Source organism: Derxia lacustris (assembly GCF_002105195.1).
In the GTDB taxonomy this organism is placed as follows: domain Bacteria; phylum Pseudomonadota; class Gammaproteobacteria; order Burkholderiales; family Burkholderiaceae_E; genus Derxia; species Derxia lacustris.
Genome location: NZ_MUHU01000002.1, coordinates 298,680 through 312,184 on the forward strand (window position 1 = coordinate 298,680; position 13,505 = coordinate 312,184).

At 69.7% G+C, this 13,505-nt stretch carries 9 protein-coding genes and 1 pseudogene; 5 read left to right on the forward strand and 5 right to left on the reverse strand.

The genetic code is table 11. The features are described from left to right. The first annotated feature begins 71 nt into the window (after positions 1–71). A complete protein-coding gene (locus tag B9P64_RS03160) occupies positions 72–533 on the forward strand; it encodes a CopD family protein (RefSeq protein WP_034410458.1) in 462 nt (153 codons plus the stop codon). Positions 534–752: 219 nt separating this feature from the next. Here the strand turns inward: B9P64_RS03160 and B9P64_RS03165 are convergent, their stop codons facing one another. The 3 genes from B9P64_RS03165 to B9P64_RS03175 form a co-directional block, all read right to left on the reverse strand. After that, on the reverse strand, positions 753–1,424 hold the full coding sequence (locus B9P64_RS03165; RefSeq protein WP_028310505.1) for a glutathione S-transferase family protein: 672 nt from the start codon (positions 1,422–1,424) through the stop codon (positions 753–755). A gap of 281 nt (positions 1,425–1,705) precedes the next feature. After that, complete coding sequence (locus B9P64_RS03170) at positions 1,706–3,820, reverse strand: thioredoxin domain-containing protein (RefSeq protein WP_051378018.1); 2,115 nt, start codon at positions 3,818–3,820, stop codon at positions 1,706–1,708. 177 nt (positions 3,821–3,997) lie between these two features. Then, complete coding sequence (locus B9P64_RS03175) at positions 3,998–4,786, reverse strand: YggS family pyridoxal phosphate-dependent enzyme (RefSeq protein ID WP_051378020.1); 789 nt, start codon at positions 4,784–4,786, stop codon at positions 3,998–4,000. Between the two features lie 38 nt (positions 4,787–4,824). On the opposite strand from B9P64_RS03175, the gene B9P64_RS03180 reads away from it, so the two are divergent. Next, positions 4,825–5,868: a type IV pilus twitching motility protein PilT gene (locus tag B9P64_RS03180; RefSeq protein WP_028310507.1), complete on the forward strand. Its 1,044-nt coding sequence runs from the start codon at positions 4,825–4,827 to the stop codon at positions 5,866–5,868. A 34-nt stretch (positions 5,869–5,902) separates the two neighbouring features. Then, positions 5,903–7,066 carry a PilT/PilU family type 4a pilus ATPase gene (locus tag B9P64_RS03185; protein WP_028310508.1) on the forward strand — a complete coding sequence of 388 codons (1,164 nt, stop codon included), beginning with the start codon at positions 5,903–5,905 and terminating at the stop codon, positions 7,064–7,066. 90 nt (positions 7,067–7,156) lie between these two features. On the opposite strand, the gene B9P64_RS03190 is transcribed toward B9P64_RS03185, so the two are convergent. Both B9P64_RS03190 and B9P64_RS03195 read right to left on the reverse strand, forming a co-directional pair. Beyond that, positions 7,157–8,227 carry a DUF2891 family protein gene (locus B9P64_RS03190; RefSeq protein WP_051378022.1) on the reverse strand — a complete coding sequence of 357 codons (1,071 nt, stop codon included), beginning with the start codon at positions 8,225–8,227 and terminating at the stop codon, positions 7,157–7,159. 109 nt (positions 8,228–8,336) lie between these two features. Beyond that, positions 8,337–11,105, reverse strand: a complete 2,769-nt coding sequence (locus tag B9P64_RS03195) for a M16 family metallopeptidase (protein ID WP_139826116.1) — start codon at positions 11,103–11,105, stop codon at positions 8,337–8,339. A gap of 174 nt (positions 11,106–11,279) precedes the next feature. On the opposite strand from B9P64_RS03195, the gene argJ reads away from it, so the two are divergent. Then, on the forward strand, positions 11,280–12,506 hold the full coding sequence (gene argJ / locus B9P64_RS03200; protein ID WP_028310509.1) for a bifunctional glutamate N-acetyltransferase/amino-acid acetyltransferase ArgJ: 1,227 nt from the start codon (positions 11,280–11,282) through the stop codon (positions 12,504–12,506). A 68-nt stretch (positions 12,507–12,574) separates the two neighbouring features. Beyond that, positions 12,575–13,426: pseudogene (locus tag B9P64_RS03205) on the forward strand (ATP-binding protein); the annotation flags it as partial. Positions 13,427–13,505: the final 79 nt, after the last annotated feature.

Genomic DNA, 13,505 nt, shown 5'->3' on the forward strand with positions numbered 1-13,505 from the left:
ACAGCGCCCGCGATCTGCGGCACAACCCGGGCGCAGTCCCCGCCAACACAACCATTCCTCCGCGCGCAACCATGCTTCCCCACGCCCTGCTCCTGCTCGTCCACCTGCTCGCCGCCATCGTCTGGATCGGCGGGATGACCGTCATGCATTTCGCGGTACGGCCCGCCGCCGTCGCGCGGCTGGAGCCGCCGGCGCGGCTCGGCTTCATGGCCGATGCCCTCGGGCGCTTCTTCAACTGGGTGACGGCGGCGATCGTGCTGCTGTTCGCAAGCGGCCTGGGCATGGCGCTGCCGGCCGGCATGGCCCAACTGCACTGGAGCGTGCACGCGATGCTGGGCATCGGCTGCGTGATGACGGCCATCTTCGGCGTGATCCGGCTGTCGGCTTGGCCGCGTCTGGTACGGGCGGTGGCCGAGCGGCAATGGCCGGCGGGTGCCGCCGCGCTCGCGCGCATTCGCGTGCTGGTGACGGTCAATCTCGCGTTGGGCGTGCTGGTGATCGCGCTCGTGATCGTCGGGCCGGCATTGCGCTGACACGATCCGCCTGCACCCATCGGCCCGGGCGAAGCAACCGCTCCGCCCAAACCCGAAGCGGGTAACTACCGAGAAATGCCCGGGATGTTTTCCCGTTTGCGTGGCGGGCCCGGCTCGCAGAATCGAGCCGTGTGTACCTCCGACTGCGCCGCGCCGGGCCTGCCCGACGCGGCGTTTTTTTGCGCGCCCGCACCGTGGCGGCGGTCTCGCCGTCCCGCCTCAGCCCTTGGCCGCACGGCCGGCGCGCCAGGCTTCGACCTCGGCCAGCAGGCGTGCGTCCTGCTCCTGCGCAGCCAGCACTGCCGGACGCGCGGCGACGCGGGCGACATAGTCGGTCAGCACCGGCAACGAGGGCAGCAGCCCGAACCTGAGCGTCCAGGCCAGCGCCGAACCCCAGAGGATGTCGAGCGCGCTGAACCGGCCGCCGAGCATCCATGGCCCGCGCGCGAGCTGGCGCACGAAGCTGTCATACATGGTGTCGAAGTCGCTGTAGGGGCACATCCCCGGCGGTGCCGGCGTGCGCTGCTGGGCCCGATCGACCAGTGCCGGCTCGAAGCACGAACCGTAGAACGCGAGCCAGCGCAGGAAGGGCCCGCGCAGCGGATCGCCGATGGCGGGCGCGAGGCCAGCCTCGGGGAACAACTCGGCCAGGTACTGGTAGATCGCGGGCTGCTCGGTCACGACCGCGCCGGCATGGACGATGGTCGGCACCTTGCCCATCGGATTGATCGACAGGAAACCAGGCTCGCGGTTCTGGCCCGACTTGAGGTCGAGCAGGCGGATGCGGTAGTCGCGCCCCTCGACCAGGCCAAGCTCGTGCAACAGGCCGAGCACGCCGGTCGAGCGCGATTGCGGCGCGTGATGAAGGGTGAAGAAACGGGGGTCGGTCATGACGGGCCTCGTCGTGAGGGAAGCGGACGTGCGATCGGATCGCGCCACGTCGTCGCGCCCGTATCGGGCCAACAACCGCGGGCGCGGCCGGATCCATCTTCGCTCGGGGCGTGACGGCCTCGCCAGCAGCTGACGCAAGGCGAGGTGAAGCCACGGCTCGACGGGCTGGCGCCGGATCACCCGGCGAGGCCCCGGGCCGCTGATGACGTCAGCCCATGCCGGCCAAGGTTGCTGCCGCGATGCCCGCTCGCCGGCGATGCCGACACACGGCCGGCCACCGGCTACCAGGGCGTCGGGGCACTGCCGGTCGTGGCCGCACTGCCCAGCGCCGCCACCAGCGCCGGCAGCGAATCCACGGGCGGCCGGCACAGCGCGCCTTCGCAGACCCAGGCCTGCGCGCCCGCGCCGAGCGGCTTGTCGAGCGTGGCTGGCAGCGCAGCCTCGGCCGCTCGGCTTCCGGCGTCGGCCTTGTTCTCCACCGCCGCGCCCGCTTCGAGCGTTGCGCCCGCGCCGAGCGCGACGACCAGCGTGTGCGGCAGCCAGCGCCGGGCCAGCTCGGCCTGCCAGCGCGCCAGCTCGGCTTCCTGCCCGGCCGGCGCGCGCAGCACCACGGTGCGCACCGGATCGACGAACTCGCCGAGCGCGGTCGTGAGGCAGGGCATGTGCTGGCCGCCCTCGGCGATCGGGTCGTGGAAGAGCGCGAGCGCACGGCGTGCCGCATCGGCGAAGCGCATCTCGCCGGTGAGCGCTGCAAGCCTTTGCAGCGCGAGCACCGCGATGCCGTTGCCCGAGGGAATCGCGCTGTCGTCGGCCGGCTTGCCGCGATGGATCAGCCGCTCGTGGTCATGGCTCGTGAACCAGAAGCCGCCGAGCGTCTTGTCTTCGAAGCGCGCGAGCAGCGCATCGGCAAGCTCAAGCGCGAAGTCGAGATCGACGCGCCGGAAGCCGGCCTGCATCAATTCCAGCGCCGCGTCCACGACGAAGGCGTAGTCGGCCAGATAGCCATTGTGGCGCGGCACGCCGGCCTTCCAGCTCGTGTAGAGCCGGCCGTCCACCCACACGCGCTCGCGCAGGAAGTCCATCGCGCCCCGCGCGGCGGCGAGCCAGTCGGCGCGGCCGAACACGCGCGCCGCCTTCGCCAGCCCCTTGATCGTGAGCCCGTTCCACGCGGTGAGGATCTTGTCATCGAGGCCCGGGCGCACGCGCTGCTCGCGCGCCGCGAACAGCTTGCGCCGCGCCGAGGCCAGCCGCGCCGCCGCGTCGCCGAGGTCGATGCCGAGCTGGCGCGCCACCGCGTCGAGCGGCATTGCGATGCGCAGATGCCAGTGCGCGCCTTCGAAATTGGGTTCGCCGGCGAGGTCGTAATGCAGGCGCAGCACGGCGAACTCGCCCGGCTCGACGAGGGCGGCGATCTCGTCCGGCGTCCAGACGTAGAACTTGCCTTCCTCGCCCTCGGAGTCGGCGTCGAGCGCGGAGAAGAAACCGCCGTCGGGCGCGCGCATCTCGCGCAGCAGCCAGCCGACGGTCTCGTCGCAGACGCGCGCGAAGGCGGGGTCGCCCGTCATCGTCCAGGCCTCGGCATACAGCCCGAGCAGCGGGCCGTTGTCGTAGAGCATCTTTTCGAAGTGGGGGATGGTCCAGTGCGCATCGACCGAGTAGCGGAAGAAGCCGCCGCCGAGGTGGTCGTACACGCCGCCCTCGGCCATCTTGCCGAGCGCATGCAGCATCGCCTCGGGCAGCGGCTCCAGAAGGAAGCCCATGAGGTGGGGCTGCGGAAACTTGGGCGCGTTGCCGAAGCCGCCGTTCACGCTGTCGATGCGCGGGCGCAGCGCCTCGACGGCGGCGTCGATCGGCTCGCGCGTCCACACGGGCGCGACAGCCGGCGCCTGCGGATTGCCGGCGGTGAGCGCGGCGCGGATCGCGGCGGCCTGCTTGGCGATCTGCTCGGGCTTGCTCCGGAAGAACTGCTCGGCGCGCGTCAGCAGCTCGCGGAAGGACGGCAGGTTGTGGCGGGGCTCGGGCGGGAAGTAGGTGCCCGCGAAGAACGGCACCTGGGCCGGCGTGAGCAGCACGGTGAGCGGCCAGCCGCCGGCGCGGCGCGTCATGAGCTGGAGCGTGTGCTGGTAGATGTCGTCGAGATCGGGCCGCTCCTCGCGGTCGACCTTGATGTTGACGAACAGGCGGTTCATGAGCGCCGCCGTGTCGGCGTCTTCAAACGACTCGTGGGCCATGACATGGCACCAATGGCAGGCCGAGTAGCCGATCGACAGCAGGATCGGCTTGTTCTCGGCCACGGCGAGGTCGAGGGCTTCCTGCCCCCAGGGATGCCAGTCCACCGGGTTGTCGGCGTGCTGGAGGAGGTAGGGGCTGGTTTCGTGGGCCAGGCGGTTGGGCATCGCGCATGCTCCTTCGGGCTCTGAGGCTCTTGTTCGGGTTGCTGCGATGCAGTGTAGGCCGGACGGCGCGCGATGTCCGGGCACGGCGGTCGGGAATTGGCGGCGCGCGTCCGCCTCGCAACGCGCTTGCCGGTCAGGCCGCGCGGCGCGCTCGCGTCCCGCCCGCCAGCGTCCGGCTCAAGCGCCCGGCGCCGCCTTCGCAGCCCGCGCGCCAAAGATCGCCGTGCCCACGCGCACGATCGTCGCGCCTTCGGCGATCGCAGCCTCCAGGTCGCCGCTCATGCCCATCGACAGCTGGTCGAAGCGCGCCGCCGCCTCGGGCAGTTCGACCGCGAGCCGCGCGCGGATGTCGCCTGCAAGCGCTCGCAATGCGGCGAAGGGGCGATGCTGGCGCGCCGGATCGGCCTCGGGTTCGGGAATGGCCATCAGTCCGCGCAACTCGACATTCGGCAGCCGCGCGACCGCAAGACAAAGCTCGCCCGCCTCGGCCGGTGCGGCGCCGCTCTTGCTCGCCTCGCCGCTCACGTTCACCTGCACGCACAGCTGCAGCGGCGCGAGACCCGCGGGCCGCTGGGCCGACAGCCGCTCGGCGATCTTCAAGCGCTCGACGGAATGCACCCAGTCGAACAATTCGGCGACAGTGCGGGTCTTGTTGCTCTGCAGGGGGCCGATGAAATGCCATTGCGGCGCGCCGATACCGGCCGGAATCGCCGAATTGCCGGGGAGGCGATGACCTATTTCATCCGCGAGCAGGCGCCGCACGGTGACAATCTTGCTTTCCGCTTCCTGCACGTAGTTCTCGCCGAAGCCATGCGCGCCCGCGCGCCAGGCCTCGATGACGGACTCGGCCGGCTGGGTCTTGGAAACCGCGAGGATCATCACGTCCGACGGTTCGCGCCCCGCCGCGAGCGCGGCCTGCTTCACGCGGTTTCCGGTGTCTTGCCACTGCTGGAATATCGACAACATAATTTGTTTCACTTCACGCCTGCCCGGCGCTGCGACTGATGGATATCTCCGAACTGCTGGCTTTTGCGGTCAAGAACAAGGCTTCCGACCTGCATCTTTCGTCCGGGCTGCCACCGATGATCCGCGTCCATGGCGACGTGCGTCGTATCAACCTGCCGCCGATGGAGCACAAGGATGTGCACGGCATGGTGTACGACATCATGAACGACTCGCAGCGCAAGTTTTACGAGGAGAACCTGGAGTGCGACTTCTCGTTCGCCATTCCCGGTCTCGCGCGCTTCCGGGTCAATGCCTTCGTCCAGAACCGCGGCGCCGCCGCCGTCATGCGGACGATTCCCACCAAGATCCTCTCGCTCGAGGATCTGAACGCGCCCAAGGTCTTCACCGACATCGCGATGCAGCCGCGCGGCATCGTGCTCGTCACCGGCCCGACCGGTTCGGGCAAGAGCACGACACTCGCCGCGATGGTCAACCACGTGAACGAAAACGAGTACGGGCACATCCTCACGGTGGAGGACCCGATCGAATTCGTGCACGAGTCGAAGAAGTGCCTGATCAACCAGCGCGAGGTCGGGCCGCACACGCTCAGCTTCAACAACGCGCTCAAGTCGGCGCTGCGCGAAGACCCCGACATCATCCTGGTGGGCGAATTGCGCGACCTCGAAACCATCCGCCTCGCGCTGACCGCCGCCGAGACGGGCCACCTGGTGTTCGGCACGCTGCACACGAGTTCGGCCGCCAAGACGATCGACCGGATCATCGACGTGTTCCCGGCGGCCGAGAAGGACATGGTGCGGTCGATGCTGTCGGAGTCGCTGCGCGCGGTCATCTCGCAGACGCTGCTCAAGACCAAGGACGGCAACGGTCGCGTCGCGGCGCACGAGATCATGGTCGGCACGCCGGCGATCCGTAACCTGATCCGCGAGGCCAAGGTGGCGCAGATGTACTCGGCCATCCAGACCGGCCAGTCGCTCGGCATGCAGACGCTCGACCAGAACCTGCTCGACCTCGTGCGGCGCAACGTGATCTCGCCGTCCGAGGCGCGCACCAAGGCGCAGAACAAGGACAACTTCCCCGGCTGACGCGGGCTCACTCCTCGACCTGAAAGAACAAGAGATGGAACGCGAACAGGCCACCAAATTCGTCCACGACCTGCTGCGGCTGCTGGTCACGAAAAAGGGCTCCGACCTCTTCCTCACCGCCGATTTCCCGCCCGCCTTCAAGATCGACGGGCGCATGCATCCGGTGTCGAACCAGCCGCTGACGGCCCAGCACACGATCGAGCTGGCGCGCGCGCTCATGAACGACAAGCAGTCGGCCGAGTTCGAGCAGACGCACGAGTGCAACTTCGCGATCTCGCCGACGGGCATCGGGCGCTTCCGCGTCAATGCCTTCATCCAGCAGGGCAAGGTCGGGCTGGTATTGCGCGTCATCAACACGCGCATCCCGACCTTCGACGAACTGCAGCTACCCGACGTGCTGAAGGACGTGGCGATGACCAAGCGCGGGCTGGTCATCATGGTGGGCGCCACGGGCTCGGGCAAAAGCACGACGCTGGCGGCGATGCTGGGCTGGCGCAACGAGAACAGCTACGGCCACATCATCACGATCGAGGACCCGATCGAGTTCGTGCATCCGCACCGCAACTGCATCGTCACGCAGCGCGAGGTGGGCGTGGACACCGACAGCTGGGAGGTGGCGCTCAAGAACACGCTGCGTCAGGCGCCCGACGTGGTGCAGATCGGCGAGATCCGCGAGCGCGAGACGATGGAGCACGCGGTGGCCTTCGCCGAAACGGGCCATCTGTGCCTCGCGACGATGCACGCCAACAGCGCCAACCAGGCGCTCGACCGGATCATCAACTTCTTCCCGGAAGAGCGGCGCCAGCAGCTGCTCATCGACCTGTCGCTCAACCTGCGCGCGATGGTGTCGCAGCGGCTCATCCCGCTCAAGAACACCAAGGGCCGGGCGGCGGCGATCGAGGTCATGCTCAACACGCCCTACATCTCCGACCTGATCGCCAAGGGCGAGGTTTCGGAGATCAAGGAGCAGATGAAGAAGGGCCGCGAGCTGGGCATGAAGACCTTCGACCAGGCGCTGTTCGACCTGTACGAGGAAGGCCGCATCAGCTACGAGGACGCGCTGCGCAATGCCGACTCGGTCAACGATCTGCGGCTGAACATCAAGCTCAACTCGCGCAGCTCGATGAACCGCGATGTCGGCACCTCGACCGACCATCTCGACCTGATCGCGATGACGCGCAAGGCGAGCGGCGGCTGATCGGCGCCGGGCCGGGGCTCGGCGGTCAGGCGACGCGGCCTGCCCAGGCTGTCGTCAGGCGCGACCCCGGCGCCGCCCCGCCGGGACCGCTCACACGCCCAGGTCCACCACGCGACGCAGCCCGCCCGACGCGAGCCTGGCCGGGTCGACGATCGGTTCGGACAGCGCCAGCAGCCCGAAGCCGGCGCCCCAGCGCCTGCGCAGACGGCTGTCGGTATCGAGCCGGCGCATCGCCGCATGCAGATGCACCTGGGCCGCGCGGGCGAACAGTTCTGCCTGCGGCCCCACGTCGCGCGCGAGGCTGCGCAGGCACCAGGCACGCGACATGAGCAGGCCGTCGAGCCGCGCGACACGCGCATCGGGGCCGTCGGCCACATGCGGCGGATGGAGCCAGAACACGAGGTCGTCGCCGCGCGGGCAGAACTCGCGCCACCAGGCCGCGAATTCGCCACTGCCGCCGTGCAGGCGGCGCATCAACATCGCCTCCATCAGCCCGGGCGAGAGCACGTCCTCGCCGCCCGGCTCGAAGCGCGCCGGATAGAGCCGGTCGGTGCCGTACCAGGCAAGGCTTCGATCGCGGATGAGCGCCGACAGCGCGCTGTCGCCGACGGCGCCGGCCCATTCATGCGCGCTCAGCAGTAGGAAGGCGCTGTTGCCCTCGCCGCCTTCCCGCAGCGGCCAGGTGACATGGGCGAGCCAGCGCTTGAGCCGGTCGGCCAGCTCGTCGGCCAGCGGCGCGAGCGCGTCGTTCCACGGTCGTGCGTAAAGCTTGCTCTGGGCCAGCCGCTGCACTTCGGTGGCGAGACGAAACATCCAGGCCCAGCCCCAGCCACGGCCGAAGTCGTGGCGCGCCGGATGCCAGAGCGTGGTCAGTTCACCGACGATGTTCCGGGCGGTCAGGCGGACGTCCAGCCAGGCGTGCATCTCGCGCGCGAGCGGCAAGGCTGGATCGCGCCGCAGCAGGGCGACGAGCAGCCAGTGCATCTGCACGCAGCTGGCCCAGTCATCGGCGCCGTGGAAGGCCGGATGCAGGCGCGCGGGATCGCGCGGCTCGTCGGCGCCGAGCATGACCAGATCCGACTGCCAGGGAAAACGGACCGCGAGATTGTCCAGCGCGATCTGCGCGAACAGCGCCGCGATCTCGGCGCTCAGTGAGTACATCGGGAGAATCCAAGGAATTTGACCTAGATTCGCATGTCCTACCCGACGTCCTTCTGCCGTCCGGCGGGTCGATTCCACCGGACGGACGGCAGGCCACGATGCGAGCGCGTCACTGCGGCGGCAGGCTGCCCGCCACGCCGATCACCAGCCGCTTCAGCTCGATGGACTTGCGCAGCGCCGCGTTCACCTCGTCAAGCGTGATGCCGTCGCGCAGCGTCTGCACGCGGTCGAGGTAGTCGGGCCGCAGGTCGCGCTCTTCCAGCGACACGAGCACGCCGGCGAGGCTGCCGTCCTGCGCGCGCGACAGCGCCGCCGCCTGCCGGATCGCCGCCTTGGCGCGTTGCAGTTCCTGCGGCGTGAAGCCGTCGCGGCGGGCGCGCTCGACCTCCTCGTCGAAGGCCTTGCGCACGCGGGCCGTGTTCTGCGGCGCGAAGATCGCCTGCGCGCCCCAGGTCGCATGCGGCTCGAACTGGCCGCCGGCCATGAAGGCCGCGACGCCGTAGCTCAGCCCCTCCTTCTCGCGGATGCGGTCCCACAGCCGCGAGCCGTCGCCAGTGCCGAGCATGAAGGTGGCGAGGCGCAGCGCCTGGTATTCGCGGTCGGTCTCGGCCAGCGGCAGTTGCAGCTGGGCCATGAGCACGGCGTTCTGCTTGTCCTTCAGGTCGATGCGGAAGTCGGACGGCTGCACGTCGTACACCGGGCGCGACACGCGGCTGTAGGGCGTCGCGCTCTTCCAGTCGCCGAACAGCTGGCCGAGCTGGGCCTTGAGTTCGGCGCGGTCGAAGTCGCCCACGGCCGCCACCACAGACGACGAGGCGCCGAAGAACTTCTGGTGGAAGGCGCGCGCGTCGTCGAGCCTGGCGGCCTTGAGTTCGGCGAGGCTTTCGTCGGTGCTCATCGCGTAGCGCACATCGCCCTTGGGATAGGGATTGCCTTCGCGCTCCAGCCGCTCGCTCAGGCGCGCCTCGGGGTCGTTGCGCGCGGCTTCGAGGCCGGCGATGGCGGCGCCGCGCGCCTGATCGAATTCGGCCTGGTCGAAGCGCGGGCTGCGCAGCACCTCGGCCGCGAGCGCGAGCGCCGGTTGCAGGTTGGCGCGCTCGACCTGGAGCGTGAACACCGCGCCCTCGCTCGTCGCCGACACCTTCCAGCTCGCCTTGAGCTTCTCGAACTCGGCGGCGAGCTGCTCGCGCGTGAGCCGCGCCGTGCCGCGCCCGAGCAGCATGCCGAGCGTCGCGGCCGGCACGTCCTGGCCGAACAGCGATTTCTCGTCGCCGAAGCGCAGGCCGATCGTCACCACCGCCTTCTGGCCGCGCGTGCGCTTGTCGAGCAGCGCGAGCTTCATCGGCGCGCCGTCGCCCACGGCGATCGTCGTGAACTCGGTGCGCGCGCCGATGTTGGCCGGGCTCGGGTCGAAGGCCTCGCCGGCCGCCACGCCCGCGTCGCCCTTGTAGTCCTTGAGTTCGGCGGCCACGTCCACGCGCGCGGGCGCCGGCGCGCGCTGCGGCTCGGTCGTGGGCACGAACTGGCCGAGGGTACGGTTGCTCTGCACGAAGTACTGCTCGGCCACGCGCTGCACGTCGACGAGCTTCGCGTTGCGGATGCCGTCGCGGCGCCAGAAGGCGAGCCGCCAGTCGCCCAGCGCGACGAATTCCGACAGCTCGACGCCCACGCGCTCGGGGTCGGCCGTCAGCCGCTCGAAGCTGCGCAGCCACTGGTTGCGCGCGCGCTCCAGTTCCTCGGCGGTGAAGGGCTGGCTGCGCACGCCCTCGATGGTGGCGAGCAGCGCGTCGCGCGCGGCCTCGGGCTTCTGGTCGCTCTTGAGCGTGGCCGAGAACAGCGCATAGCCCGGCTCGGCCAGCGAATACACGCCCTCGTCGGTCTCGGCCGCGAGGTCGGTCTCGACCAGCGCGCGGTGCAGCCGCAGGCTCGGGCCGCCGAGGATGGTCGCGGCCAGTTCCACCGCCGCGAAGTCGGGCGAGCTGCCCGCCGGCACGTGGTAGCCGGCCATGAGGATGGGCGTGTCGCCGGCTCGGCGCAGGGTCACGCTGCGTTCGCCGTCCTGCGTCGGGTCGAGCGTCCAGGTCGGCTCCAGCGTGCGCTTCGGCTTCGGAATCACGCCGAAGCTGCGCGAGATGCGCGCGAGCGTGCGGGCGCTGTCGAACTTGCCGCTGACGATGAGCGTGGCGTTGTCGGGCTGGTAGTAGCGCCGGTAGAAGCCTTGCAGGTGCGGGATGTTGACGTTCTCGACATCGGCCCGCGCGCCGATCGTGCTCTTGCCGTAGTTGTGCCAGTCGTAGGCGGTGGACAGCACCTTCTCTTCGAGGATGTTGGCGGGGCTGTTCTCGCCCATCTCCATCTCGTTGCGCACGACGGTCATCTCGCTGTCGAGGTCGCGCTTGGCGATGAAGCTGTTGACCAGCGCGTCGCTCAGCCAGCCGAGATACCAGTCGAGGTTGCCGTCGTCGGCCGCGAAGCTCGCGAAGTAGTTGGTGCGGTCGAACCAGGTGGAGCCGTTGTAGCGCATGCCGCGCTTGATGAATTCGGCGCCGGGGTTGGCGTAGTGCGTCGAGCCCTTGAACATCAGGTGTTCGAGCAGATGGGCCATGCCGGTTTCGCCATAGCTCTCGTTGCGCGAGCCGACCCGGATCGTGAGGTTGACCGTGGTCGTCGGCTTGGACGCGTCGGGCATCAGCAGCACCTGCAGGCCGTTGGGCAGCCGGTATTCGGTGATGCCTTCGAGGCTGCGGACCTGGGTGGCGCCGGGCACGGTCTGGCCGGCGGCGAAGGCCGGCGCGGGCGCGAGGCCCAGTGCCGGAACCAGACTGACGGCGACTGCAAGCGCGATCACGCGCAGTCGCGGGGCGGGACGAAAGCTCACTCAACCTCCGGGCTTGTAGGACGCGGGCGATGGTAAGCCGCGCAAGCTGTCAGTCCGACACAGGCCGCTCGGTACAATCGTTTCGAGATATTCCCCGCAGTTCGATGCCGTTCGGCGCCTGATGGCGATGGCCGGCGCGCCCCTCTCCGCACACCCCACACACCCCGCACCGCGATGCCCGTCAACCTGCCCTATCCCAAGTCTGAAGACCTCCTGCCCGTTGCCGGCTTCGCGCTCGGCCATGCCGAGGCCGGCATCAAGAAGCCGGGCCGCCGCGACCTGCTCGTGATGCGCTTCGACACCGGCGCGAGCGTCGCCGGCGTGTTCACCACCAACCGCTTCTGCGCGGCGCCGGTCACGGTCAGCAAGCGCAATCTGGCCGCCGGCAGGATCGGCGCGCTCGTCGTCAACACCGGCAACGCCAACGCCGGCACCGGCGCGCCCGGCATGGCCAACGCCGAGCGCATGTGCGCCGCGACCGCCGCGCTGCTCGGCCTCGACGCCGCCCAGGTGCTGCCGTTCTCGACCGGCGTCATCCTCGAACCGCTGCCGATCGAGAAGATCGAAGCCGCCCTGCCCGCCGCCGTCGGCGCGCTGGCCGAGGACAACTGGTTCAACGCCGCCCACGCGATCATGACCACCGACACCCAGCCCAAGGCGATGTCGCTGCAGGGCACGGTGGGCGGCGCGGCCATCACGATCACCGGCATCAGCAAGGGCGCCGGCATGATCAAGCCCAACATGGCGACGATGCTCGGCTACATCGCGACCGACGCGGCCGTTGCCCAGCCGCTGCTCCAGTCGCTCGTGAGCGAGATCGCCGACGCCTCGTTCAACGCCATCACCATCGACGGCGACACCTCCACCAACGACTCTTTCATCGTCGTGGCGACCGGCAAGGCCGCGATGGCGCCGATCGAGAGCGCCGACGACGCGCGCTACGCCGAGTTCCGCGCGCTGCTGCTGACGGTCGCCGTCAAGCTGGCCCAGGCCATCGTGCGCGACGGCGAGGGCGCGACCAAGTTCATCACCATCGCCGTCGAGCAGGGCGCGAGCCGCGAGGAGTGCCGCAAGGTCGGCTATGCGATCGCGCATTCGCCGCTGGTGAAGACCGCCTTCTTCGCGAGCGACCCCAACCTCGGCCGCCTGCTCGCCGCGATCGGCTATGCCGGCATCACCGACCTCGACGTGAGCAAGGTCGAGCTCTACCTCGACGACGTGCATGTGGCGACCGAAGGCGGCCGCCACCCGGCCTACCAGGAAGCCGACGGCCAGCGCGTCATGCAGCAGAGCGAGATCACGGTACGCGTCGTGCTTGCACGCGGCGACGCCGCCGCGACGGTCTATACCTGCGACCTGTCGCACGACTACGTGAGCATCAACGCCGACTACCGGAGCTGATCCGGCCCTTCGTGGCCGGACCCGCCCCGGCCGCCGCCCAACCGCGACCGGCCCCGCGCCGGACCATGATGGACAGACTCGATTCCACCCTCGAACGCTTCGAACGCCTGCTCGCGCGGGCCGAAGCACTGCTGCCGCCCGCCCAGCGCGAGCCCGACTGGACCGCGATCGCCTGGCGCTGGCGCGTGCCGCGCACCACCGGCCGCGGCCAGCTCGATGCCGTGCGCCATGCCTCGACGATCACGCTCGACAGCCTGCGCAACGTCGATCGCCAGAAGGCGCTGATCGCGCAGAACACGCGCCAGTTCGTCGCCGGCCTGCCGGCCAACAACGTGCTGCTCACGGGCGCGCGCGGCACCGGCAAGAGCTCGCTCGTGAAGGCGGTGCTCAACGAGTTCTCGGGCCAGGGCTTGAGGCTGATCGAGGTGGACAAGGCCGATCTGCACGACCTGCCCGACATCGTCGATCTGGTCGCCGGCCGGCCCGAGCGCTTTCTGGTGTTCTGCGACGACCTGAGCTTCGAGGACGGCGAGGCCGGCTACAAGGCGCTCAAGGTCGCGCTCGACGGCAGCATCGCGGCACAGACCGACAACGTGCTCATCTACGCCACGTCCAACCGCCGCCACCTGCTGCCCGAACGCATGGCCGACAACGCCGGCTACAAGCATGACGACGAGGGCGAGCTGCACCCGGGCGAGGTGGTGGAAGAGAAGATCTCGCTGTCGGAGCGCTTTGGCCTCTGGGTGAGCTTCCACAGCTTCCGCCAGGGCGACTACCTCGACATCGCGCGCCATTGGCTCACGCAGCTCGGCGGCGAATGGAATGCCGAGGTCGAGCGCGAGGCGCTGCAATTCGCGCTCGGTCGCGGTTCGCGCTCGGGCCGCGTGGCCTGGCAGTTCGCGCGCGACCGCGCCGGGCGCGACCGGCTCGGCATGGTCGAGGCGATGGCCGCGCTCGCCGCGAAGCAGGCCGATCCCGAGGCGCTCGCCGCGCGCGCGC